Raw genomic sequence first — 25,076 nt, 5'->3', positions numbered from 1 at the left:
TATAAGGCGGGGCAGGGTGATAGAGGAGTAAACCGTCCGCGCCAGGACGGCGCGGATCGAGCCTCCATGGATGGATTCACGGCGTGTTTACGATCTATCGCCCTGTCCCGACCTGTCATGGTTCAAGCTACGGTGTTGGCGGGCCTACCGTGCCATGGGGCGCTCCGGCGGGCGGAAAAACCACGCCCGCTTCGACCCCACTGGCACGCTTTCCCGCTGTTTAGCATTGTGGGTCCGCTGTTCCAACCGGGCTCGGTCGCCAACCTGCGGAACTTCCTTCAGGCAGCCGACGGATGTCAGCAATATCGGCCAGCGCATTGCGCTGGCTTTTTTTATACGGGGTCGGTAGTGTATCGGCTGGGCAGGCCCGCATTAATCAGTTCTAGCACTGGAACGGTACAGTTTTGAAATACTTTTCATCCTTTCGCACAACGGTAAAAATATCCCGCTATCTGTTCCGGACGCTGGCGTTTTTGCTCTGGGCGCTGGGGGCGCTGTTATCCACCTTTTACATTATCAGCCTCTTGCATCAGCGCGAATCCGATTTACGTCAGGAATATAACACCAGCTTCGCCCAGGCCCAGAGCTATTTCACCCGCTCCGCCGATATGATGCGGGGATTAAAATATGTGGCGGAAAACCGCCTCAGCGCCAGTTTACCCGGTCCGGATGTGATGAGCGGCCTGTTGGCCGGCAAGGTAAGCCGACCGGATTACTCGCCGCTTTCTCCCAACGCCGATTGCGGCCGTGCGGAAACTGAATATCAACATTCCGTGGATTCGCTGAGCTATTTCCTCAGCTACTGGAAAGACAGTTTTACCGAGAGTTACGACCTGAACCGGGTTTTTTATATCAGCGGCGAAAGCCTCTGTATGGCAAATTTCAATCTCCGTGCCGATAACGGTGCCGGCAACGCCTTACCAAAAAGCCTGCAGCAACAGGTGGTTAAATACCGCAATGCCCGGCAAAACGACCGGGAAGACGACCTCTATTGGGTGGTCCCCGGCCAGCGGTCCGGCAGCGGCTATTTTTACATGTTAACCCCGATTTACGCGGCCAATAAGCTGGAAGCTCTGCTGGGCATTGAGCTGAATGTCCGGCTGGAGGATTTTGCCGCCACCAGTACTCTGCCCATCGGCATTACGCTGCTGGATCAGAATAACGCCCCGATGATGTCATTGTCCGGCGGGGCGCGCCGGGTTTCCGAACTGAGCGCCTATCCTGAGGCGGCCGGTTTTTACGGTTATACGGAAGGCTTCAAGAATCTGGTGATGAAACGGAGCCTGGTCCCCACGTCCCTAAGCATTGTCTACTCGCTGTCGCTATCGACGATTTTAGAGAATTTTAAAGCGCTGTTTATCAATGCTTTCTTGTTAAACGTACTCTCGGCCATGCTGCTGTTTATTCTGACCTGGATGTTTGAGCGCAAAATGTTTGCCCCGGCGGAAAAAAATGCGCTGCAACTGGAGGAAAACGAGCAGTTCAATCGCAAAATCGTCGCTTCCGCACCGGTGGGTATTTGCATACTGCGCATCAGCGACGGCGCGAACCTCATCAGCAACGAGCTGGCGCATAACTACCTGAGTCTGCTGACCTTTGAGGATCGGGAACGCATAATACATATCATCTGCGGACAGCAGGTGAATTTTGTTGATGTCATGACCAGCAATAACAATAACTTGCAGATAAGCTTCGTCCATTCCCGCTACCTCAATGAAAACGTCGCCATCTGTGTGCTGGTGGATATCAGCGCCCGGGTGCGGATGGAAGAGTCTTTACAGGAAATGGCGACGGCGGCGGAGCAGGCCAGCCAGGCGAAATCCATGTTTCTGGCCACGGTCAGCCACGAACTTCGCACGCCGTTATACGGCATTATCGGCAACCTGGATCTGCTGAAAACCCAGGATTTGCCGGAAGGAGTAGACCGGCTGGTGATGGCAATGAATAACTCTTCGGCGTTATTGCTCAACATCATCAGCGATATCCTGGACTTTTCCAAAATCGAATCCGAGCAGCTAAAAATTGAACCGCGCAGTTTTTCCCCTCGTGAGGTGGTGGGTCATATCGCCGGCAACTATTTGTCGCTGGTGGTGAAAAAGCGCCTGGGCCTATACTGCTTTATCGATCCCGGCGTGCCGCTTAGCATGCGCGGGGATCCGGTGCGGCTACAGCAGGTATTGTCGAATATATTAAACAACGCCATCAAATTTACCCATAGCGGCTGTATCTCGATTAACGTCTTTTGCCACGACGGCTACCTGCAGTTATGCATCCGTGATACCGGTGTCGGCATTCAGCAGCGGGAATTAATCAAACTGTTTGATCCTTTCGTACAGTTAGGCAGCGATGGACACCAGCAATTCCAGGGAACCGGATTAGGTCTGGCGATTTGCGAGAAACTGGTCAATTTGATGGACGGCGACATAGCCCTGGAATCGGAAAGCGGGTTGGGTAGCCAGTTCACCATCCGGTTGCCGTTGTACGAGGCTTCCAATACCTACCAGGTGCTCAACAGCGATATGTACGGGCGGGTTTGTTGGCAGGCGTTGCGCAATACCGCCCTCGAACGCTACCTGACCCGCCTGCTTGAAGAAAACGGCCTGACTATCAAGCGGCATACCGATGAGGCCATCGGCGACGACGAGGTGTACATCAGCGAGGATGAGATTGCACCCTCGGGCAGTCATCGCGCCTGGATCCGCTTCTCCATCGCGCATATCGGCCCGGCATTGGAAATCAACCCCGGCCAGTGGCTGGTCAGCCCGGCGTTTGCCGAAGAACTGCCGTTGTTGCTGTTAAAAATTTATCGCTGTGAACCGACGGCGGCTTCGGCGCCGCCATTGACCCTGTCACCACCGCCGATGAATGGCGAAAACAATGATATCAAAATCCTGGTGGTGGACGATCATCCCATCAACCGCCGATTGCTGGCGGATCAACTGAGTTCTTTGGGATATCAGGTCATGACGGCGAACGACGGCGTGGATGCATTGAGTTTTCTGAACAAGCAGTCGGTGGATATCATCCTGAGCGATGTAAACATGCCGAAAATGGATGGTTATGAGTTAACCCGCCGCTTACGGGAACAGGGCAGGGTATTACCGGTTATCGGCGTGACCGCCAACGCGCTGGCGGAAGAGAAACAACGCTGTCTGGATGCGGGAATGGACAGTTGCCTGTCTAAGCCGGTCACACTGAATGTATTGCAACCGACGCTGGCCCAATTCAGCCGCAAGGTCAGGGAGCGGCGCGGCGAGCTTGAGGAACATTCCTGATTCCACGAGCGGCCGGTTCAACCGCGCCGGTATCGGACCGTTACTCTTTATCCACCGGCGCCATGCTGACCGACGACAGGTAATTGAGAAGGGCGATATCATTTTCCACGCCAAGCTTCAGCATGGCCGATTTCTTCTGGCTACTGATGGTTTTGATACTGCGGTTCAGCTTTTTAGCAATTTCCGTCACCAGGAAACCTTCGGCGAATAAACGCAACACTTCGCTCTCTTTAGGCGACAGGCGCTTATCGCCGTAGCCGCCGGCGCTAATCCTTTCCAGCAGTTTAGCCACGCTGTCCGGGGTATATTTTTTGCCTTTTTGCAACGAGGCCAGCGCTTTGGGTAAATCGGTGGGTGCACCTTGTTTCAGGACGATGCCGTCGATATCCAGTTCCAGCACCGCGCTGAGAATCGCCGGGTTGTTATTCATGGTTAATACAATAATCGCCAGCTGAGGATAATGACGCTTGATGTATTTAATCAGGGTAATGCCGTCGCCATACTTCTCGCCGGGCATCGACAGGTCGGTGACTAAAACATTTGCATCCAGCTTACCGAGACTATTGATGAGCGACGTGGAATCTTCGAATTCACCGACTACTTTTACCCATTCAATTTGTTCCAGCGATTTTCGGATACCGAATAGAACGATAGGATGGTCATCAGCAATGATGACGTTAAGATTATTCATAAAGTTGACTACCTTGCATGCTGTAGCAGTTTAATGACAAAAACATCAATTTGGCGGATATCGTTGCCGATTTTAGAATTATCATTTTCTATAATAGCGCGTTTGATATGTTGTTCCAGCGTTTCACATAACAGCTTGCCGGGAAGTAGATTCAGCATGGCAAAAACACCTTTCAGGCGGTGCGCAGTCTGGGCCAGAGCGGGTAAATCGCCGTTCTCGGCTTCAGTATACAGCCTCTTGATGTCATCGGGTACTGTCTCGACAAAGAGCGGGATATAGTCCCCGGTCAGCAGGGGAACGGGCTCATCCACGTCGCCGACGGATTCTTTCTCAACTGGTTGAATAGTGTCGGTTTGCGCCAAACGCAGTTCCATTAATTGTAGCACCGCATCGAGCAAAGTCGCGGCGAGATTATAATTCACCTGCACGCGGCAGGGTGTCAAAGGGATTATCCCGCCCTCGTTGGTCTGCACCAGAATGGCAAAATCCTCCAAACGCGACGGATCGTCCGTCACCAGCAGATCGTGTTCCCGCACCAGCGTATGCTCCTCGGGATGGATGCATTCCACTCCCCACTGTTGCAGCATATCGTTAATGATTCCCTGTATTTCCTCATTGGCGATATCCAGCATGACCACGGTGCCGCCAAGAATTTTTTCATTATCATCCTGCTCTGCGATATCCACACGAGGCAATGTCAACCTTACCCTATAGCGGGTGCCGATATCGATTTTGCTGTGTATATCCAGGTTGCCGCCCATTTTTTTCGCCAATTGGTTGCAAAGAAACCAGGAAAGGCCGGAGCCCCGCTGATAGCGATCTTTTTGCGCCTGGGTGACAAAAGGCTGCTGCAGGTTGGCCAGTTCCTTGGCGTCAATGCCGTTACCGGTATCGCTAAGGCTTAAGATCACCGTATCCGGGCGGGAAGGATCCTGGTCGACCGACAGAACGATTTTGCCGTACTGAGTGCTGATAATGCTGTAATCCAGCAGCAGCGAGAGGATTTTTTTAACCGCCGCCCCATCGCCGATATGCTGCTGATTAAAAGGCAGCCGGTAGTGATTAAACAGGCCAAGGCCCTTTTGGTTCAGGGCGGGCAGGCGTTCCGCCAGCAAATCGTCCACCAGGGCGGACAACGAAAAGGCTTCCTGTATCGGCTGCCAGTCCTGCAGCTCCAACTGAGTCAGCAAGCGCAGGTTGTCGAACAGCGCCCCCAGACGGCCGACTTCGGTTTTCAGGTTAAACAACAGGCGCTGGCGTTTTTCTTCCGCCCCGGCATGAAGCAAACCCTCGAGCAGCGTATTGATCTCCATCAGTGGTTGATTCAGCTCGTGCTGAAAATTGGTCAGGATGGTTCGTCGGGCCTGATGGTTTTTATTCAGTTCCTGCTGCGCCTGCTGCAACTTTTTATTGACCAGCACTTCTTTATCATGGTCCAGCAATTGGAACAGGTAGGTATCCGGCGAAAGGCGGCTTTTGAACATCCTGATTTCATACACTTCATTGTTCACCGTGGCCTGGATAACACCCTGATGGGCTTCCGCCAGATTGGCTATCTTTTGCAAACTAAGGTGGGGCAGCAGGTGGTCGGCGATTTTATTGCTGGCCACCAGGTTATTGGTGCTGAAATCATAAACCAGCAAACCCAGCGGCAGGTTGGCTATCACTTCCTCACTGAGTATCTGTCGTGATTTCAAGGCGAGGGCCATATTTTCCCTGGGGCGTAAGAAATGCTGGCGAATCAGGTAAATACCAAAGACGGATAAGGCAATCAGCAAAAAATGTATCGCGATGGGCCACAAATTATTGCGCAGCAAATCCACCGTCAAACTGGTCAGCGGCACCCTATAGACCAAATTCAACGGTGCATCCACCAGGCGCGTGCCGATCTGCAGGCTAGACCCTTTAATATGGCTGGCGATTTTTTGTGTGTTATCCCGATCGGCATTGCCGTCATTCGCCTCTGCGCCGTCCATCTCCGTATCGGCATCGTCGGCGGCGACCAGGGAAAAGTTGGCCCGCGCCATATTCAGCGGGATAAGATCGCCGATGGGTAAATCCACCGCGATAATGGTGGCCAGGTGGCCCGGCTGGTTAAAGATGAAGCGCTGGGTAACATAATAATCGTTTTGCAGGCGAAATTTACGCAGCGGCGAGAAACTCTCCCGCTGATCCAGGATATTGGCCTGCTGCAGCATTTCGCTGCGACGCGACTTGATCAAGGCGCTGGTATAGCTGTCTTCAAAACGGGTGGCGGTATCCCGCAACGGCTGGGTGGAAATCAACGTCAGGCTGTTGTCGGTGCCGTTCAGGTAATATAAGGAATAAGCGTTGCCCTCCGAACCCCATAGAATATCGAGATAAGACGACATGCTGGCGGCGATGGACAGCGTGGTGGCGTCATGAACGCCAAAAATCAGGGCATCGGTTTTTTTATGCGGCTTATCAACATAAAACACATCCGGCCGCAGGCGGGATTCTTTCAGGCTCGTGCCGTCGTTGTTCTGGGGGCTGCCGCTTGCCGACAACGACAGGTCATATAACTGATCCGTCACAAAGCGGTAAGTATCGATCCGTTTTTGCAGCGCGGCGGAGAGGGTAGACATGCTGTGTTTCTTTTCAATGAGATACGCATTGACGGCATGAAAACCGAATAGCCATAACGACAGCAATAGCAGCAGGATAAACACTATCAGGCTGCGGGTTAACGCCGCCGAGGTTAACTTCAGGTTCTTAATTTGCATAAAGCGGGTTTCGCCACTGGTTTTTCATTGGGTAGCACGGCGTGCGCTCCAGCTTACAACCAAAAGGAGCAATGCGACACAGCCGAACGCGATAAACAGGCTGGTCAAATGGGCAATAAAACCAATCAATGCCGGGCCGGCCAATATACCGGCATACCCTACGCCGGAGATCGCCGCCAGCGCCAGGTTGGGCGGCATATCCTTTTGATTGCCGACCACGCTGAACAGCAAGGGCACCAGATTCGATGCCCCCAGCCCCACCAGCATAAACCCCAGCAGGGTGATGTAGGGCTGGTTGACCGCTATCGCCAGTCCGATACCCGCCGAGGCGCATAAACTGCCCGCCAGCAGGGTACGATACCGGCCGATGGCATTAATCAATCGATCGCCGTTCAGGCGTCCGACGGTCATGGCAATAGAGAACAAGGCATAACCCAGTCCGCCCATGGCGCTGTCAAGACCCCGTTCCACGGTCAGGAACAGCGCGCTCCAGTCCAGCATCGCGCCTTCGGTTAAAAAGAGAATAAAACATAACGCCCCGATGAAAAGGACCTTGCCGCGGGGTCTGACAAAGAGGGGGCCCGCATCGTCTTCCGGACGGTCGGCCAACAAATCTTCGGCGGCGTATAGCAGCAAAGCCAGGATGACCAGGACCACGACGATAACCGACCAGAGCGGATTCAGGTTCAGCCACAGCAGCAGGCTGACCAAACCCGCCCCGCAGATACCGCCAATACTGAAAAAACCATGAAATCCCGACATCATGGCCCGGCCGCTGGCTTTTTCCACCGCCACCGCCTGGATGTTCATGGTGATGTCCATTGCCCCCAGCCCCATGCCGAACAGCATTAATGACAGACCGAGGGTAAAGGTACTGTCGGCAACGGCCAGCGCGGGAAGCGTGAGTACCAGCAGGGCGGCGGATCCGATAATCAGCGGTTTACAGCCGATCCGGCCGGCCATGGGCGCCGCCAGCGGCATGGCCAGTAGCGATCCGATGCCCAGACACAGCAACAGCATGCCCAGCGATGCGTCGTTAATGTCCAGCCGCTGCCTGGCGAAAGGTACCAAGGGCGCCCAGGACGACATCCCGAAGCCGGCAATAAAAAAGACGATGCGGGTGGCAATGCGTACCGGTAAAGCGGCGTGCTGTTCCGTATTCAGCGTGTCAGTCATAAAACTCTCGGTATCTCCCGCCAGGATCAAGATTAAACATTAAGCATAGTTAATATAAGGTCGGAAAAACGAAACCCACGGCGCCGCTACTCAACGCCGCCATCGCTATCCCCCCGCCGATCAAGCCATAACCCAATCATTTGTACTACATAGTCCTGCTGGCTATCGGTAAGAGGTTGCCCTTTGGGTATACCATGCCATTTTTCCAGGCAACCCCGGCAGCAGGTCGCGGTGGCATGTTGCGCCACAAACACCGGGTGTCCCCGCCAAGGCGTTTGCTTACCGTCTTTGGAGGGTAAGGCGGGCGCCAATCTCACAGAGATGAAATCACGGGCATGAGAGAGTATTACCGGCATTCCTTTGCTGCGCAGATAGGCCAGATCTTTTGGGTTAAGCCGAAATTTTGAACGAAAAGCCGATTGCTGCAAGCGGCTCCATACATCTTCGACATTTTGATTTTGCTGCATGGCGTTAAGGTTTCCGTAGGAACAGCGCGTTCCTCACGGCCAGTTTTCCGGCGGATCATGGCATAAAGTGTAACACGACCCAGGGGCGGGAACGAAGTCTGACGTACAGGTGAACAGGGAGATGGGGCGGCACGGGGGACAGAATCAACCGTAGAGAGATGATGAAAGTAGGTTCGCATCAGGGGTGGAAGCGTGAAAGGGAATTAATATATACATTGATACATTAGGGCAGCAATAAAACCCCACATCATTATATTTACTTTTTGCAAGTTTAATGTGATGCGGATCGTATATTTAAGCCTTGATTAAAAAAGAGTGAAACTAATGTTTCATAGTGCGAATATTTAAGACCGATATTTATAATTTTAATCTAGAATTAATATAAAACGTTAATGTAGAAATAATTTGTATATAAAATTAACATTTATTAATATATAATTCTCTCTTTATTCATAATTAAAATTAACGCATAAAAAAACCGGCACAAGGCCGGTTAATAAAGACGTTAAACCAAATGAGAGTAATAATGACAATTTAATGATGATAGCGCTTAAAATGATAGAGGAAAAAAAAGAGTCTTTTTAGCACATCGTGCTATTTGACAATTTTATTTTAAGTCATTGTTTTTGATGTTTATTTTTAATAATGTCAAAAACAAGACTCACCTCAAAGTTTTAATTTTCTATGTATGGTGATTATCAGGTTAGTTCCATGGCGGAAACATTATTAAATATAAAATTTGCATTTTGAAACATTGTAAGCCAATTCGTATCATTTTAACGCTAGTATAAAACTGCATTTATTGCAGAATAAGATTGCGTGTCAGATAGACAGCATTGATACAGCACACAAAGTAAAATAGTGGCCAAAGATAATAAATATACCGAGGAAAAGAAAATGAAACTACAGGTTCTTGCCCTGTTGATTCCAGCCATGTTAGCGGCTGGTACGGCTGGTGCTGCAGAAGTATATAATAAAGACGGTAATCAGCTTGATTTGTTCGGATCCCTTCATGGATTGCACTATTTCTCTAATAACGATAGTGCTAACGGCGATCAGACCTACACCCGTATCGGTTTCAAAGGTCAAACACAGATCAACGATCAATTGACCGGTTATGGCGACTGGGAATACCAGATAAACGGCCATGTCACTGAAGCATCCGGTACCTCTGACGGCGGCAACTTCACCCGGTATGGCTTTGCCGGCTTGAAATTCGGCGATTACGGCTCCTTCGATTACGGTCGTAACGACGGTATCCTTTACGACATCGCCGCCTATACCGATATGCAGCCTGAATTCGACGGTTCCACCTATAGCCCCGATCAGTTCATGTTCGGTCGTTCCAGCGGTGTCGCCACCTATCGCAACAACAACTTCTTCGGCCTGGTTGACGGACTGAAATTCGCTTTGCAATATCAGGGTAAGAACGGCGGCCCCGGCGAGAGTGCCAACGGTCGTGATGTGCTGGGCCAGAACGGCGACGGCTTCGGGGCTTCGTTAAGCTATGACCTCGGCCTGGGCTTTACCGCCGGCGGCGCGTTCTTTAACTCTAAACGTACCGACGAACAAAATGGTAGCGGCAACCCCGGCATTTCCGGTCGCGGCAGCAATGCCGAAGGCTATACCGGCGGCATTAAATATAACGCTAACAATGTTTATGTAGCGGCCATGTTCACCCAGTCCTACAATGCCGCGCCGTTCGGCTCCAGCAGTTCAAGTGTTTATGGTTACGCCAACAAGGCCCAAGCCTTCGAAGCCTATGCTGGATACACATTCGACTTCGGTCTGGTTCCGTTCGTTGGGTATAACCAAACCCGTGGCGAAAATATCGGCGCTGCCGGCGACGGTAATACCTATAACAACCAGGATCTGGTGAAGTTTGTTGACGTGGGTGCGACTTACTACTTCAACAAAAACATATCGACCTATGTTGACTACAGAATCAACCTTATCGATAGCAGCCAGTTTACTAATGCAACCGGTATCAACACCGACGACATCGTTGCCCTTGGTTTGGTTTACCAGTTCTAATCACGCATATCCACACGCTATGGGCAACAGGGAGGTTGCCCGTTATGGCAGGATGCCTTGCTCTCCACGCTATCGCGACAAACCACAAAATTTCATCGACAGACCCCGATCCCCTATCCGCCAATATCTTGCCCGCTGCGCTCTATGCCTTTCTCGATCTCTCTCGGCTATTTACTGTTAATGTTATCCATATTGCATTGAATAATGCCAATAATTTATTAGCTATTCTCAAGGTGAAAATTTTACTTTCACTGAGACAGTATTCCTGCAACAATATTCCCTAAACTGTTAATAGACTTGCCTACAATGAATGGCTCACGCTTGCCCGGCAAGCCAAATATGCCCGGGGCTTAAATAAATAACTCATTGCCAATGCGTTTAAGTTTGGCCATTTACTATCCCCTCATGGAATATCCTCGCGTCTGAATAACTGATTATGCCAATAAATTTTACATGGTGATGATTAATAATGAATTGATATCATTAAATTTTACTTTTATAAGTAAAAATAGAAATTTTTTTATAATTATCATTATTTATCATTTAGTTATAATTTTACGTGCGTGAGATAAGAAAAATCGGCAAATAAATAGGTTAATAGGTGTTCACCGCGTCGGGGTCGGCCTTATCGGGTATTTTAACCTGTGGGTCTCCTGTTGATTAAAGCAATGGCAAAAAATAAATATATAGTGAGGAAATAATGAAACTACGTCTTCTTTCAATCATGATGCCGGTGGCTATTATTTCCGGTACGGCGGACGCCGCCGAAATATACAACCGTGACGGCAATAAATTAGATCTTGCCGGTACTATTGTTGGTGTGCATTATTTTTCCAATAATCAGAAGGCCGATGGCGATCATTCCTATATGCGATTCGGGTTCAACGGAGAAACCCAAATCACCGATGAACTGACCGGTTATGGACGGTGGCAGTATCAGGGTGAGCTGAACAAATCCGAAGAGGAAAAAGACAAACAGGGCTCGACCCTGCTCGGTTATGCCGGGTTGAAATACGGTAAATTCGGCTCCTTCGACTATGGACGTAACTTCGGCGTGCTTTACGATGTGCTTGCCTGGACAGACATAGTGCCGGAGCTTGGCGGCGATACCTACGGCGTCGACGATATGATGTCCAATCGCGGCAATGGCATGGCGACCTATCGCAACAGAGGTTTTTTCGGCCTGGCCGAAGGTCTTAATTTTGCGCTCCAATATCAAGGGAAAAATCCCGAAAGCAGCGAAAAGGGCAAAGGTCGCGAAGCTGTCAGGGCCAATGGCGACGGCTACGGCATGTCGGTTTCCTATGATTTTGGCGGGGGGATCGGTGCCACCGGGGCCTTTACCAGTACCAATCGCACCGTGGGGCAACGGAATCTTGCCTACGGTCATGGCGGCGGTCACGCCAACGCCTATGCCGGCGCGCTGAAATATGACCGGGAGGGAATACTTCTGGCGGCCATGTATACCCAGAGCTATAAATTGATGCGTTTCGGCGATAGCGAGAAAATAGCCTATGGATTCGTCAACAAAGCACGAAACGTTGAACTGGTGGCCCAGTATACCTTTAAGTTCGGACTACGGCCCGGCCTGGCTTATGTGCAGGCGCGTGGAGACAATATCGAAGGTTACGGTAGCCAGGATCTTCGGAAATACATCGACATCAGCACCTCCTATTCTTTTAATAAAAACATGCTCGCCTTTATTGATTATCAAATCAACTTGTTAAAAGATAATGATTTTTCACGTGCCGCCGGGATGCATCACGATAACATTGTTGCCGTGGGCATGACCTATCAATTCTGAGGAAAGGATTGGCCGGCCATGCTGGGTAGCATGCGGGCATGAGGGATGTTCACTCGTATTGTTAAAGATTACCGGCTTTAATGGGTATGATTGAAAACTCCAAAACGGTACAAGGGAACGGTCTCATGAAAAAACGGGCATGGTTAACCGGCGCGGTTTTTGCCGCTTGCGCAATGTTGAGTTCGGTGTTCATGACGGCACCGGCGCAGGGGGCGTCCGCACCGGCAAAGGTCACTTTTGTGCAAGAGTGGCCGGTGGCGGATGGTTTTTGGATACCCTGGACATTGGGCAAAGCGAAGGGATTCTACCTTGACGAGGGTATCGACCTGAACATCGTCGCGCCGCCAACCGTGGCGGATACCATGAAATTCCTCGGCACCGGCCGGGCCGATGTGGCCTTTACCACGGTGATGGATATTATCTTTGCCAAAGAGCAGGGCGCGCCGGTGATCGCCATCGGACGGTACGGCACCGGCAACAATTGGGGTATTTTCACCCAGGAAGGACATCCTCTTACCGTCAGCGAACTGAAGGGCAAAAAAATCGGCATTTATAATGATGCCTGGACCAAGGCCCAGCTTTCACTGGTCCTGAAAAGCGCGGGCATGACGCTGGACGATGTGCAAATGGTGGCGGCCGCGGATGACACCGTTCCCCTGCTGCTGCAAAACCGAGTCGACGCGACCACCGGTATTACCAACGCAGAAGGGACCGAATTGGCGGTGGTGGGGAAGCAAACGCCGGTCTTTATGCCGGCTACCGCGTATGGCGTGCCCGATACCCCGATTTTTATGTTTGCCGGCAACCAGCAATGGCTGGCTAAAAACCCCGCCCTGGCCAAGGCGTTCATGCGCGCCACCAGCAAGAGCATCCGTTATGCCATTGCCCATCCGGACGAGGCCACCGCTGCGTTTGCCGCCCAATACAGCAAGTCCTATGATGCGGCTTTTGTCAAACGCCAATGGCAGGATACCATGGCGGTGCTGGGTAAACCGGACAGCGAGCAGTTAAGACTCAACGATCGCGCCTGGAGTGAGCTGATCACTGCCATTACCGCCCTTGGCATTGTGAAACAGGCGTTGCCGCCCGGGCAATATTACACCAACGATTATTTACCACAGGAATAGGAGGTTTGTATTGCCAAAGGGTTTTTAGTCAACTCACGCGCGACGTAATCCTTATCCGCGGTATCCTGGGACCAGGCCATTCCCGTCAGCACGATACCCAACAGCGGTATCGTGGACCAGGCTACTCCCGGCAGCACGATACCCGACCGCGAATTCCCCGACAGCAGCAGCATCCCCGGCCGCGGCATCCTTGGCAACGAAAAGCAACGCCTGTTCGATTCTGTCGACGTTTAGCTCAAAGGGCAGACGGGCGGCAATGGACGGGGCAATCTGCACGTCCCGGGCAATCTGCGCGGCACGTGTTGCCACCGATTCGGTAACGCCCAACTGGCGCAATGTCAGCGGTGTTGAAAACGCTTTTAACAAACCCAGTAACTTCGGCCTTGATGGCGCGCCGGCTGTATTATCCAGCAAGGATTGTATGACCAATCCAAAGCCCACCAGCTCGCCATGCAGGAAACCGTGCAGATCGGGCTGACGGGTAATGCTGTTATGGATCCCATGGGCGACGCCGATGCGCGTGATTTCGTCACGCATGCTGTTTGCCATGCCGGCCAGGGCGATGACGGCATCCACCACTTTTATCAGCGCCGGCGTCACCTGTCGCGCCTGATTGTCGGCGATGGCCTGTTCGCCGAGCTGTTCAAAAATATCCAATGCCAGCTTCGCGGCCTGAGCCTTTAATACCAAGGACAGGCTGCTGTCATCATGGCGTAAATAGGGTTCGAACTCATACCATTTCGCCAAGGCATCCACAATACCGGCTTTCAGATAACGAACCGGCGTTTGGGCGATGATTTGGCTGTCCACCAGCACCCATTCAGGGGTGCGTTGCAGCGGCATGGAATTCAAATGGGCGCCGGCTTCGGTATAGAGTACCGAAATCGGCGACCAGGCGGCGCAGGTGGCGGCAACGGTGGGCACGGTAATCAGCGGCAAACGTCCGCCGGATTCCGCTATCCCTTTCGCCGTATCCAGCACTTTCCCGCCGCCGATGCCGATGATAAGCTTGAAATCTCCGGCCACTGCCTGTTCGGTAAAGGCAGCGATAGTGGCGGCGGTACATTCGCCTTGCAAAAAATACCGTTGATAGTGGATATCCAGTGCGGCGAAGCTGGAATCGACGGCTTGCTGTGTCGCCAGCCATGCCTTGGGACTGGTAATAATCATGACGCCGTCGCGGGTAAAAGGCGAGACATAATCGCCGATACGGGCGATAAGCCCCGGTTCGTTCAGGTAATTTTGCGGTGCTTTAACAACAATCACGCTCTGCCTCTCTTGCTTTTGCCGGCGGTTCACCGGCCTCGGTTAGGCCATCATTTTCAACGGAGCGGTACGGGCCAACGGCCTGGTGACCGCGACGAGCATTATTTCTGCATACCCCAGCGTTTGACCGTCACTCGTTCGAGGGTGGTAAAAATCAGACCTTCCACCAACAGCCCGATAATGATTACCGATATCAGGCCGGCAAACACCCGGTCGGTAAAAAGTTCGTTACGGTTTTGGAAGATATACCAGCCCAAGCCCCCCTTACCGCTGGAGGCGCCGAATACCAGTTCGGCGGCGATAAGGGTCCGCCAGGCGAATGCCCAGCCGATTTTCAGGCCGGAGAGAATGGAGGGCAGAGCGGCGGGGATTAGAATGTACCAAACGTAGCGCAATCCGCGCAGGCCGTAATTCCTTCCGGTCATGCGCAGCGTATCGGACACCCCCATAAAGCCGGCATAGGTATTGAGTGCCATGGGCCACATCACGGAATGCACCAGCACAAAAATAAGGCTGTTTTCCCCCAGGCCAAACCACAATAACGATAACGGCAGCAGGGCAATGGCGGGCAGGGGATTGAACATCGAGGTCAAGGTACTCAACAGATCCCGTCCGACACGGGTCGATACCGCCAGCGAACTTAGCACCAGTGCCAGCACGGTACCGATAACATAACCTTTGATAAGGGTGCTTAATGAAAAACCGATTTTTGTCGGCAGTTCTCCGCTGGCCATATCCTGCATAAAGGCCTTCAGGGTCTGGATAAATCCCGGCAGCAGCAGGTCGTTGTTTTGCCAGCGCGCCGCCCCTTCCCATAGCAGGATCAAGACCAGGATAATGACCGATTTGCGCAGCCAGGCTTGATTCCACAGACGGGTGGTAAACGGCAAGGGTTTCACCAGGGTCATTTTCCCCAGGGGCGGCAGGTCATAAATATATTCCGGACGTACCGGTGGCTGAAGACTCATATTACTTTCTCCCCGTCGTTGCCATCATTTACCCACGACCCTGAAACGGGGTTTAGCCGTATCGATAGGCACCGCTGCGGGCGCGCTCTGCGGGTCGCTGAACAACATGTCATGGATGCGCTGCGCCGTTTGCTGGAAATCAGCGCTGCCGAAATCGTTAATGCCGAACTGGTGGCTGTTGATTTCTGCCCTGACGCGGCCGGGATGAGGCGACAACAGCAATATCCGGCTGCCCACCACCAGAGCTTCCTCGATGGAATGGGTGACGAACAGCAAGGTAAACCGCACTTCTTCCCATAAAGCCAGCAGCTCTTCCTGCATTTTGCGCCGGGTCAGGGCGTCCAACGCGGCGAAAGGTTCATCCATCAACAGCACTTTCGGCTGCATCGCCAAGGCGCGGGCAATGGCCACCCGCTGTTTCATGCCGCCGGATAAGGTATGGGGATAGGCATCGGCGAAGGCCGACAGTCCCACCTTATCCAGAAAATAGCGCGCATGTTCCCGGGCTTCGGCGCGTCGCGCTTTGCCGCTGGCCAACAGCGGAAACATCACGTTTTCCAGCACGGTTTTCCACGGCGGCAATTGATCGAATTCCTGAAATACCATCAAACGGTCCGGCCCCGGCTGGGTCACGTTTTGACCATCCAATTCGATTCGGCCGCTTACCGCCGGCAAAAAACCGCCAATGGCTTTCAACAGACTGGATTTGCCGCAGCCGGAAGGGCCCAACAGCACAAACCTGTCCGCGGCGAACACCTCAAAGCCGACATTATGCGTGGCGCGAACCACCCGCTGGTGGGTATGGTATTCAAGATTCAACGCATCGACCCGGAGCAACGGCGCCGCCGGGATATGCTGGACGTTATAAGCCATTATGCAGGTCCTGTAACCGTTAAAGGCGAAAAATCAACTGCCGGGCAGCGCGTAGGCTTCAGGAAAAAAGTAATCTTTCCAAGAGCCGGCCTGATTTTTCAGTACGCCTAATTCATGTAATTTATCCGCATAAACAAAGGTCTTTTGCGGTGTGATAGTGAAATCATTTTCCGGATCGCTGATGATTTTCTCGATAAGCGCCAACGGCAAATGGGATTTCTCTACCCGAATATACGTTTCGGCCGCCTCGTGTTTATTTGCCTTGATAAATTCGGCGGCTTCCGCCAGCGCTTCAAAAAAGGCTTTATAGGTTTTCGGATTGGCATCGTGGAATTTTTCCGTGGTATAGAGCAGATTAAAGGTGCCTTTCCCTCCCAACACATCATAAGAGCTCAGGATTTTATGGATATTGGGATGTTCCAGCGCCTGATATTGAAACGGCGGACTGGAAAAATGCGCGGTAACTTCAGAACCGCCGGAAATCAATGCGGCGGTGGCATCCGGATGGGGCAGACTGAGGGTGATATTATCGAAGCGTTTATAATCCGCGTTGCCATAAAGACGAGCGGTTTCAATTTGCAGCGTACGTGATTGAAAACCAACACCGGCCGCGGGTACGGCGATACGATCCTTATCGGTCAGATCCTTGATGCTTTTCACCGCCGGATTATTGCTAAGCAAATAATTGGGCATGGATCCGAGGGAGGCAATAGCTTTGACATTCTGCTTGCCGCGGGTGCGATCCCATACGGTCAGCGCCGGTGGCACCCCGGCGGAGACCACATCCAGCGAACCGGTCAACAGCGCCTCGTTCATGGCGGTGGCGCCGGAAATGCTGTGCCAGTCCACCTTGATGTCCAGCCCTTCCTGCTTACCGTATTTTTCAATCAGATGCTGGTCCTGGACTACATCCAAAATCAGATAACCAATACCGAACTGTTGCGCGATACTGATGGTTCCTTCCGCACGGGCATTTATCGAGCCCAAAGATAAACCGAGCGCGACAACAATGCCCGCTCGTTTAAAAAGTGCATTCATTGATTTATCCTAATAAAAGAAGTGCTGTTTAGCCCATCATAAAGTCGAACGGTACGTATCCCTAAAGTGTTTTTTGGAATAAATTAGAAGCAAATTCTTAGACAATATTGAGATTTACTTAGCGAATTTTTAGCTAACGTCGTAATTTATTGCTTAGCGTTAATTTACCTATGCTTAGCATATTCTTATCTTTGGGCGCGGAGCGCTTCGGCGATAAAGTTCTTCGGATATTATATATACCCAATAGTTTACGTGTTGCCGCTTTGCCGCAATGTGTAAAATAAAAAGTATATGCGGCATTTATTATCGGAGTAGCGCTTGTGCCCATTTTTCAGCATCGATTTTTGCGGGAATTTCTTACCGCCCGCCTGACGGAAAATCAGGTTGATAACAAGATTGCCGCCCAGGTGGCGGATAATTTGGTGGAAGCCTGTTTAAAGGGGCATGATTCCCACGGTGTGAGTATGCTGCCGCGCTATATCGCCGCCATTCGTGAAGGAGGATTGCATCCCCATGCCGACGCGGTACTCACCCTCGACGCCGGGGCGTTGCTGTCCTTTGACGGCGGTCAGGGTTTTGGGCAGGTGGTGGGCCGTCAGGCCATGGCGCAGGGCATCGAACGGGCTAAACAGCTCGGCGTGGCGGTAGTGGGGCTGGCTAATTCCCATCATCTCGGCCGCATCGGCGCCTGGGCGGAACAAGCGGCGGCGGCCGGTTTGGTCTCCATTCATTTTGCCAACGTCAACAGCCGTTCGCCGGTGATGCCGTGGCAAGGGCAAAAGCCGCGGCTCGGGACCAATCCGTTCTGCGTCGGCATACCCATAGCCGGAGCCGATCATCCGTTGATCCTGGATTTCGCCACCAGCATTATCGCCGGCAATAAAGCCCGCATCGCCTGGAATGCCGGCCAGGATTTGGCCCCCGGCTGTATTGTGGATGATCAGGGCCAGCCCGCCGTCGATCCGCGCTGGCTGATGGAAGAACCTTTCGGCGCATTATTGCCCTTCGGCAAGCATAAAGGCTCCGGCCTGTCGGTGGTCTGCTCATTGCTGGGAGCGGCCTTGACCGGCGGCATGACCGAGAGGCATGATAACCGCGATACGCAACGTATTCTCAATAGTATGTTGTCGATATTAATTGATCCCCTGAAGCTTGGCGGGGCGGCGAATTACCCGCTGGAGATCGCCGATTTGCTGGACTGGGTTCGCAGTTCCCGCGACGATGGGGCACTGCTGCTGCCCGGTGACGCGGAACATGAGAAATATCAACAGCGGCTGGCGCTGGGGATTGAGGTCGACGACACCAGCTGGCGGCAATTGGCGGCGCTGGCGGACCCGGCGGCTATAGCGGCCGGCCATTAAGGCCCAACCGACGAACGTAAATTTATTTCACTCCTTTATCAGGACAATACGATTATGCATCTGGCCCGTTTTCCCCGACTCTCCCTAGGTCAATTCCCGACGCCTTTGGAGGCGTTGCCCAATTTGAGTCGCTATCTCGGCGGCCCCACCCTCTATATTAAACGTGACGACAGCACCGGCCTTGCCACCGGCGGCAACAAAACGCGAAAACTCGAATTCCTGCTGGCGGATGCGCTGCAGCAAGGCGCCGATGTGGTGATAACCCAGGGCGCCACCCAATCCAACCATGTGCGCCAGACCATTGCCGGGGCGGCGAAGATCGGCTTGAAAACCCAGGTATTGCTGGAGAAGCGGGTTGAGCGGTTCGGCGAGGATTATCAACGCTCCGGCAATGTGCTGTTGGATAACCTGCTGGGGGGCGTCATAGTTGAACATCTTCCGGCCGGCACCGATATGCAGCAGGCCATGGAAAAACTGGCGTCAACCCTGCGTGAACAGGGCCATACGCCCTATGTTATTCCGGGCGGCGGCTCCAACCCCATCGGCGCCCTGGGTTATGTGGCCTGCGCTGAAGAACTGCTGTACCAGTCCAGCCAGCAGCGGCTGCGTATCGATCATGTGGTGCACGCCACCGGCAGCACCGGTACCCAGGCCGGTCTGGTGACGGGTTTGAATGCCAGCAACAGCGGCATACCGGTTTTGGGTATCAGCGTCCGTGCGCCCAAGGCCAAGCAGGAAGAGAATGTCTATGCCCTGGCGCGCGCCACCTGGCAATTGATCGGCGCCCGCGGGGAACTGCCTCGCGAGCAGGTTGTTGTCAACAGCGACTATGTGGGGGAAGGTTACGGACTGCCCACCGAAGGTACCCTGGAAGCCTTGCGGCTGCTGGCGCAGCTGGAAGGCATTCTGCTCGATCCGGTTTATACCGGTAAAGGCATGGCCGGCCTGATTGATTTGATCCGTAAAGGTCATTTCGCCAAAGATGAAAATGTGCTGTTTATCCATACCGGCGGTTCAGCCGGACTGTTCGGTTATCGCCAGGTATTGGAACAATAGGCCAAAATGAGCGGATTCCTGTTGGGTGTATTGGGCGGCATGGGACCTTTGGCCACCGTCGATCTGTTGCAGAAAATCATCGAGGAAACCCCGGCGCAGCGGGATCAGGAGCATGCGCCGGTGGTGGCCTGGAGCGTGCCGCAAATCGCGGACCGGCAGCGGGCGCTGGCGGGCACCGGTCCGTCGCCGTTGCCTGATTTGCTGCCGGCGCTGGCGCAGCTGAACCGGGCGGGCGCCAGCCATATCCTTATACCCTGCAATACCGCTCATTTTTGGTATCCGCAGTTGGCGGAGGCCAGCGAGGCGCCCATTGTGCATATCGCCGACGCCACGGTGGACAGCCTGCCGCCGGGGCCGGTGCAACGTGTGGGTTTGATTGCCACCCAGGGCACGCTGGATGCCGGTTTGTTCCAGCGGCGTTTTGCCGATATGGGGATTGACCAGCTGTTGCCGCTGCCACGGGAGATGACCGATTGGTTCGTTCCCGGTTGCTATGCGGTGAAGCGCGGTGAGTTGCAGCGGGGCGGGGAGTTGTTATCCCGTCTGGCGGAGGCGCTGATGGCGCGGGGGGCCGAGCGACTGGTTCTGGCCTGTACCGAGGTGCCTCCGGCGCTGGCGGCCATCAATTCCCCATTGCAGCAGTTCAGTATCGATCCCACCCGCGCCCTGGCCCGGGCCGCGGTACGTCTGTGGGTGGCCTATCGCGACGGTGTGGGCGCGGCCTCCCTTTAAGCCGCGCTCTCCCTTTAACATGCTCGCTGTACGAACGATGCTCGCGGGCCTACCGTGGCATGGGGCGCTTCGCGGCCGACTATGGCCGCTCCGACCCCATTGCCGCGGTCTCCCTTTAACACGGTCGTTGCGCGATCGATGCTCGCGGGCCTACCGTGACATGGGGCGCTTCGCGGCCGATTAAGGCCGCTCCGACCCCATTGCCGCGGTCTCCCTTTAACACGGTCGTTGCGCGATCGATGCTCGCGGGCCTACCGTGGCATGGGGCGCTTCGCGGCCGATTAAGGCCGCTCCGACCCCATTGCCGCGGTCTCGCTTTAACAAGGCCGTTGCGCGATCGATGCTCGCGGGCCTACCGTGACATGGGGCGCTTCGCGGCCGATTAAGGCCGCTCCGACCCCATTGCCGCGGTCTCCCTTTAACACGGTCGTTGCGCGATCGATGCTCGCGGGCTTAGCGTGGCATGGGGCGCTTCGCGGCCGACTATGGCCGCTCCGACTCCATTGCCGCGGTCTCCCTTTAACCAGGTCGTTGCGCGATCGGTGATCGCGGGCTTAGTGTGGCGCTCAGGAGGTTGTTGTTAGGCCGAGTTTGGGTTTCCGGGGTTAAGATAAAAATGGCAAAAGCTTAGACAAGTTTTGGCTAATTCTTCTGGGTTAAACGCCGCCGAATGAAATCTCCTTTCCTATTTTTATGCCGTCGATTTTAATCGCTTGAAATACAGCGGGTTTTAATTAAATAGCCCCCTAAGGGAAATGTTGTTTTTTCCTTAGCATAAAAAACTATAAGTTACCTATTTTTCTTATTTGTCCCTTTATCACTTCCCCGGTATGAATATAGTTAAATTTAAGATAACGGAGGGGTGACGGGTGAACTTTCAGCAGCTACGTATAATTCGGGAATCGGCCCGGTGCAATTATAATCTGACCGATGTGGCTAGTATGTTATTTACTTCCCAATCCGGCGTCAGCCGTCATATTCGTGAGTTGGAAGAAGAGCTCGGGGTGGAAATTTTTATCCGCCGTGGTAAACGCTTAATTGGTATGACGGAGCCGGGCAAGGCTTTGTTGACGGTGGCGGAACGCATTCTTAGCGATGCCAATAATATCCGCCGCATTGCGGATGTTTTCGCCAATAAAGACTCGGGTGAATTGTCCATCGTCACTACCCATACCCAGGCTCGTTACAGTTTACCGGCGGTCATTAAAGAATTTCGCGAGCTTTATCCCAGGGTCCGGCTGGTGTTAAATCAAGGCAGCCCGGAGGAAATTGTCGCCATGCTGCAATCCGGTGAAGCGGATGTGGGCATCGCCAGTGAAAAGCTGATGAGCGAGGAGCAACTGGCGGCGTTTCCGTATTATCGCTGGCACCATGCGATTTTGGTGCCCGAAGAGCATCCCCTCACCAAAGAAGCGGAAATCACGCTGGAAACCCTGAGCCAATACCCCCTGGTGACGTACCGGCGCGGCATTACCGGTCGTTCCCGGCTGGATGTCGCCTTCCAAGCTGCCGGACTCAAACCGGAAGTGGTACTAAGCGCCCAGGATTCCGATGTGATTAAGACCTACGTGGAGTTGGGATTGGGGGTCGGCCTGCTGGCGGACATGTCCTATAACCGTGAACGGGATACGGGACTGGTGAGTATTAACGCCGAGCACCTGTTTGAAGCCAATACGGTCTGGTTAGGCGTCAAACGCGGCCAGCTGCAGCGTAAATACGCCTGGCGCTTTATCCAACTGTGTAATCCGCAGCTGACCCTGACCGAAATTGAAGAACAGATACTCGCGCCCTACAGCAGCGAGCCGGCACTGGACTACCAAATCTGACGTCCGGGATGCCCGCTTTTGCCGAACTCTTGCGAGTCGGCAATGTTCTATCATAACTGAGATTCTAGCAGCCCGGGACTGCCGGGCATCCTGTTTACTCCACCGACGCCGCCTGCTGGTGGGCGGTTGGCTGCGATATCAACGTCGTCAGTGCCCGATCCGCCAGCCGGGCGAAATATGCCGCCGCCGGATAAATCAACTGTTCGGAAGGATTGAAGCGGGGATGGTGCAGACCGAATTCACTGGCCGACCCTATGCTGACAAAGGTGCCCGGCACCTGCTGCAGATAGAGCGAAAAATCTTCCCCACCCATTTGCAGTTCCGCTTCCTGCACCTGATAACCCGCCTCGGCGGCCACATTCTGGCTGAACTGTGCCCAATAAGGGGTATTGACCACCGCCGGCGGTCCCGGATACCAGCTGAGCTCTGCTTCGGCGCCCATGGCGCTGGCGACGCCGCCAATCACCCGGTTGAGAATATCCGGCACCCGCTCGCGTATTTTCGCGTTATGGGTACGGACCGTACCCTCAAGCTCCACGGTTTGCGGCAAGACATTCCACGTGTTACCGCCCTGGATACGCGTCACGCTGACCACCAGGGATTCCAACGAGCTGAAATTACGGCTGGGCAGGGTTTGCAGCGCATTGACTATTTGGCTGGCGGTGACGATGGTGTCAATGCCTTGCTCGGGTTTGGCCGCATGGGCGCCTTTGCCGGTCACCGTGATTTGAAAACGGTCGATATGCGCATAAAAAGCACCACCGCGGGTGGCAAAGGTGCCCACCGGTAATTCCGGAGCGTTGTGCATACCGAATACCGCCGAGACGTTTGTCAATGCTCCGGCGTCAATCAAATGGCAGGCGCCGTTGAAGTTCTCCTCCGCCGGCTGGAAAAAAATCCGCACCGCGCCGGGCAAGGTTGCTTCCCGCGCCTTCAACAGCAGCGCCGCGCCGAGCATCACCGAGGTATGCACATCATGACCGCAGGCATGCATCACCCCGTCATGGCGTGAGCTGAAGGGCACGCCGGAGATCTCCTGGATCGGCAACGCATCGATATCGGCTCGTAAAGCGATAATGGGACCCTCAGCCGGCCCGATTTCAGCCACTACCCCGGTAGTCAAACCCAGCGGCAAAATACGAATACCCGCTTCCTGCAACCAGCGGGTGATTTTTTCAGTGGTGGCGAATTCCTGGTTTGAGAGCTCAGGATGGGAATGCAGTTCGCGTCGACAATAAATGAGTTTTTCAGCAATTTCGCCAGACATGGGCCAGCACCGTTTTATCAGAATGAGAATTTATCTTAGCGGGTAAGGTTAAAAGGCGGTAAATACTGTTCGGTTATATTACATAGCCATCGGGTATGACTCTCGATAATCGGCCCGCTGCGGGGCGGGCCTGTTGGTGGCTTATTTTTCCAGCGGGAAATCCGCTCCTTTGGTTACCTCGGCCCAGCCGTCAAAATCCCGCTGCAACAGCTGGATTTTTTTATAGGCGTTTTCCAAAGCCGGGTTGCCCAACAGCAACCGCAGCGGCGGCTGCTTCGCTTCCACCGCCTTGACAATGGCCTTTGCGGCGCGCACCGGATCCCCTATCTGCTTTCCGCTGCCGCCGCGGCTTACGCGAGCCCGGCTATGGGCGGTTTCGGCATAATCGGCAATGGTCTGCGGCGCTTCGCTAGCCGACCGTCCTGCCCAATCGGTCCGGAAGGGGCCGGGCTCGACGATCAAGACCTGTATACCCAGCGGCGCCACTTCTTGAGACAGCGACTCGGAAAGCGCTTCCACCGCGAATTTGGTGGCATGGTAAAAACTTAGCGACGGGAAGGTGGTGATGCCGCCAATGGAGGAGATATTCACTATGGTACCGCTGCGCTGCCTGCGCAGGGTCGGCAGCACCGCCCGGGTCATGGCGGTCAGGCCCCAGACATTGATATCGAACATCCGGTGCACATCTTCCATCCTGCTCTCTTCAAAGGAACCGAAATAACCGATACCGGCGTTATTCACCAATACATCAATACGGCCGAAATGTTTGTTCGCGGCGCTGACGGCTTCATCAATCTGATCCTGTTGGGTCACGTCCAGCTTCAACACCAGGGCGTGGTCTTCGTGTCCGGCGATAAGATCCTTAACCTGATCCGGATTACGCGCCGTCACTACGGTGGGGTAGCCCAACGACAGGGTAAGACCGGCCAGCTCACGGCCGAATCCGGTGGAACAACCGGTAATGAACCATACTGGTTTTTGTTGTGTCATCTTCTTTCTCCAGGTCGCTCAAGGTAACAATAACTGTAAAGCATAGTGTATTAAGCCGTAGGGAGTTGCAACCGGTCAGCACGGGAGAAACCCGGAACTAGATGTTTGCTTAGCAGGGGTTTTGCGGCCCTGGAGCGTGGGGACGAACCTCCTTTGAAACGGCTGGCCGGGCCCCTGATTTTTTTTGCGAAGAGGCCTCGGGCCCAAGCTGTATTGATGCGGTACCCAATGGCGCATGAGTCGGTCGATTCATTTCTTGTTTCTTATTTCGTTTGGAATCCGATGGCAGGTTCATTGATGGAGTCGCTTTATACAACTGATACAACTGGGAAGCGATCCTTGTCGGCTGAGCGTATGAGATAGCCGGTTGATCCTTCTGAG

Annotated in this window: 18 protein-coding genes; 8 read left to right on the top strand and 10 right to left on the bottom strand. The window is 53.6% G+C overall.

What is annotated here, in order from left to right; genetic code table 11:
* The first annotated feature begins 404 nt into the window (after window positions 1–404).
* Window positions 405–3,275 carry a two-component system sensor histidine kinase RcsC gene (gene rcsC / locus HB631_RS03430; protein ID WP_213989769.1) on the top strand — a complete coding sequence of 957 codons (2,871 nt, stop codon included), beginning with the start codon at window positions 405–407 and terminating at the stop codon, window positions 3,273–3,275.
* Between the two features lie 40 nt (window positions 3,276–3,315).
* On the opposite strand, the gene rcsB is transcribed toward rcsC, so the two are convergent.
* The 4 genes from rcsB to HB631_RS03410 all read right to left on the bottom strand — a co-directional run bounded on the left by rcsB (window position 3,316) and on the right by HB631_RS03410 (window position 8,353).
* Entirely contained in the window at window positions 3,316–3,966 is a 651-nt protein-coding gene (gene rcsB, locus HB631_RS03425; RefSeq protein WP_132927300.1) for a response regulator transcription factor RcsB, read from the bottom strand.
* An 8-nt stretch (window positions 3,967–3,974) separates the two neighbouring features.
* Window positions 3,975–6,710, bottom strand: coding sequence for a phosphotransferase RcsD (rcsD, locus tag HB631_RS03420; protein WP_213989768.1), 2,736 nt, complete (start codon window positions 6,708–6,710; stop codon window positions 3,975–3,977).
* 24 nt (window positions 6,711–6,734) lie between these two features.
* Entirely contained in the window at window positions 6,735–7,886 is a 1,152-nt protein-coding gene (locus HB631_RS03415; RefSeq protein ID WP_213989767.1) for an MFS transporter, read from the bottom strand.
* Between the two features lie 86 nt (window positions 7,887–7,972).
* On the bottom strand, window positions 7,973–8,353 hold the full coding sequence (locus HB631_RS03410; RefSeq protein ID WP_213989766.1) for a DUF4186 domain-containing protein: 381 nt from the start codon (window positions 8,351–8,353) through the stop codon (window positions 7,973–7,975).
* Window positions 8,354–9,250: 897 nt separating this feature from the next.
* Here HB631_RS03410 and ompC (HB631_RS03405) point away from each other — a divergent pair.
* The 3 genes from ompC (HB631_RS03405) to HB631_RS03395 all read left to right on the top strand — a co-directional run bounded on the left by ompC (HB631_RS03405) (window position 9,251) and on the right by HB631_RS03395 (window position 13,318).
* Complete coding sequence (gene ompC, locus HB631_RS03405) at window positions 9,251–10,387, top strand: porin OmpC (RefSeq protein ID WP_213989765.1); 1,137 nt, start codon at window positions 9,251–9,253, stop codon at window positions 10,385–10,387.
* Between the two features lie 700 nt (window positions 10,388–11,087).
* Complete coding sequence (gene ompC / locus HB631_RS03400; protein ID WP_213989764.1) at window positions 11,088–12,191, top strand: porin OmpC; 1,104 nt, start codon at window positions 11,088–11,090, stop codon at window positions 12,189–12,191.
* 125 nt (window positions 12,192–12,316) lie between these two features.
* The gene (locus HB631_RS03395; RefSeq protein ID WP_213989763.1) at window positions 12,317–13,318 is read left to right on the top strand and encodes an ABC transporter substrate-binding protein; all 1,002 of its coding nucleotides are present in this window, start codon (window positions 12,317–12,319) and stop codon (window positions 13,316–13,318) included.
* Window positions 13,319–13,369: 51 nt separating this feature from the next.
* Here HB631_RS03395 and HB631_RS03390 read toward each other — a convergent pair whose 3' ends face one another.
* From HB631_RS03390 to HB631_RS03375, 4 genes are all read right to left on the bottom strand, one after another.
* Entirely contained in the window at window positions 13,370–14,584 is a 1,215-nt protein-coding gene (locus tag HB631_RS03390; RefSeq protein ID WP_213989762.1) for an iron-containing alcohol dehydrogenase, read from the bottom strand.
* Window positions 14,585–14,685: 101 nt separating this feature from the next.
* Window positions 14,686–15,552: an ABC transporter permease gene (locus tag HB631_RS03385; RefSeq protein ID WP_213989761.1), complete on the bottom strand. Its 867-nt coding sequence runs from the start codon at window positions 15,550–15,552 to the stop codon at window positions 14,686–14,688.
* Between the two features lie 24 nt (window positions 15,553–15,576).
* Window positions 15,577–16,425: an ABC transporter ATP-binding protein gene (locus HB631_RS03380; protein ID WP_213989760.1), complete on the bottom strand. Its 849-nt coding sequence runs from the start codon at window positions 16,423–16,425 to the stop codon at window positions 15,577–15,579.
* A 33-nt stretch (window positions 16,426–16,458) separates the two neighbouring features.
* Window positions 16,459–17,463 carry an ABC transporter substrate-binding protein gene (locus HB631_RS03375; protein ID WP_213989759.1) on the bottom strand — a complete coding sequence of 335 codons (1,005 nt, stop codon included), beginning with the start codon at window positions 17,461–17,463 and terminating at the stop codon, window positions 16,459–16,461.
* Between the two features lie 320 nt (window positions 17,464–17,783).
* Here HB631_RS03375 and HB631_RS03370 point away from each other — a divergent pair, with 320 nt between their 5' ends.
* From HB631_RS03370 to cbl, 4 genes are all read left to right on the top strand, one after another.
* Window positions 17,784–18,824 carry a malate/lactate/ureidoglycolate dehydrogenase gene (locus HB631_RS03370; protein ID WP_213989758.1) on the top strand — a complete coding sequence of 347 codons (1,041 nt, stop codon included), beginning with the start codon at window positions 17,784–17,786 and terminating at the stop codon, window positions 18,822–18,824.
* Window positions 18,825–18,878: 54 nt separating this feature from the next.
* On the top strand, window positions 18,879–19,880 hold the full coding sequence (locus tag HB631_RS03365) for a D-cysteine desulfhydrase (RefSeq protein ID WP_213989757.1): 1,002 nt from the start codon (window positions 18,879–18,881) through the stop codon (window positions 19,878–19,880).
* A gap of 6 nt (window positions 19,881–19,886) precedes the next feature.
* Window positions 19,887–20,612, top strand: coding sequence for an amino acid racemase (locus HB631_RS03360; protein ID WP_213989756.1), 726 nt, complete (start codon window positions 19,887–19,889; stop codon window positions 20,610–20,612).
* 869 nt (window positions 20,613–21,481) lie between these two features.
* Window positions 21,482–22,438: an HTH-type transcriptional regulator Cbl gene (cbl, locus tag HB631_RS03355; protein ID WP_213989755.1), complete on the top strand. Its 957-nt coding sequence runs from the start codon at window positions 21,482–21,484 to the stop codon at window positions 22,436–22,438.
* A 94-nt stretch (window positions 22,439–22,532) separates the two neighbouring features.
* Here cbl and HB631_RS03350 read toward each other — a convergent pair whose 3' ends face one another.
* Together HB631_RS03350 and HB631_RS03345 are read right to left on the bottom strand one after the other, a co-directional pair.
* A complete protein-coding gene (locus HB631_RS03350) occupies window positions 22,533–23,705 on the bottom strand; it encodes an amidohydrolase (protein ID WP_213989754.1) in 1,173 nt (390 codons plus the stop codon).
* A 141-nt stretch (window positions 23,706–23,846) separates the two neighbouring features.
* On the bottom strand, window positions 23,847–24,695 hold the full coding sequence (locus HB631_RS03345) for an oxidoreductase (RefSeq protein WP_213989753.1): 849 nt from the start codon (window positions 24,693–24,695) through the stop codon (window positions 23,847–23,849).
* Window positions 24,696–25,076 lie beyond the last annotated feature (381 nt).

This window comes from Sodalis sp. dw_96, assembly GCF_018449575.1.
GTDB lineage: Bacteria > Pseudomonadota > Gammaproteobacteria > Enterobacterales > Enterobacteriaceae > Acerihabitans.
Note: the sequence above shows the minus strand (reverse complement) of the source record. Positions and strands in the feature narration are given on the sequence as shown.

Bases quoted from the DNA above. Each gene is read 5' to 3' on its own strand.
- HB631_RS03360 (WP_213989756.1), top strand. From the start codon at position 19,887: ATGAGCGGATTCCTGTTGGGTGTATTGGGCGGCATGGGACCTTTGGCC.
- HB631_RS03380 (WP_213989760.1), bottom strand. From the start codon at position 16,425: ATGGCTTATAACGTCCAGCATATCCCGGCGGCGCCGTTGCTCCGGGTC.
- rcsB (WP_132927300.1), bottom strand. From the start codon at position 3,966: ATGAATAATCTTAACGTCATCATTGCTGATGACCATCCTATCGTTCTA.
- HB631_RS03345 (WP_213989753.1), bottom strand. From the start codon at position 24,695: ATGACACAACAAAAACCAGTATGGTTCATTACCGGTTGTTCCACCGGA.
- HB631_RS03350 (WP_213989754.1), bottom strand. From the start codon at position 23,705: ATGTCTGGCGAAATTGCTGAAAAACTCATTTATTGTCGACGCGAACTG.
- HB631_RS03385 (WP_213989761.1), bottom strand. From the start codon at position 15,552: ATGAGTCTTCAGCCACCGGTACGTCCGGAATATATTTATGACCTGCCG.
- HB631_RS03375 (WP_213989759.1), bottom strand. From the start codon at position 17,463: ATGAATGCACTTTTTAAACGAGCGGGCATTGTTGTCGCGCTCGGTTTA.
- HB631_RS03395 (WP_213989763.1), top strand. From the start codon at position 12,317: ATGAAAAAACGGGCATGGTTAACCGGCGCGGTTTTTGCCGCTTGCGCA.
- HB631_RS03410 (WP_213989766.1), bottom strand. From the start codon at position 8,353: ATGCAGCAAAATCAAAATGTCGAAGATGTATGGAGCCGCTTGCAGCAA.
- ompC (WP_213989765.1), top strand. From the start codon at position 9,251: ATGAAACTACAGGTTCTTGCCCTGTTGATTCCAGCCATGTTAGCGGCT.
- HB631_RS03415 (WP_213989767.1), bottom strand. From the start codon at position 7,886: ATGACTGACACGCTGAATACGGAACAGCACGCCGCTTTACCGGTACGC.
- ompC (WP_213989764.1), top strand. From the start codon at position 11,088: ATGAAACTACGTCTTCTTTCAATCATGATGCCGGTGGCTATTATTTCC.
- rcsD (WP_213989768.1), bottom strand. From the start codon at position 6,710: ATGCAAATTAAGAACCTGAAGTTAACCTCGGCGGCGTTAACCCGCAGC.
- HB631_RS03365 (WP_213989757.1), top strand. From the start codon at position 18,879: ATGCATCTGGCCCGTTTTCCCCGACTCTCCCTAGGTCAATTCCCGACG.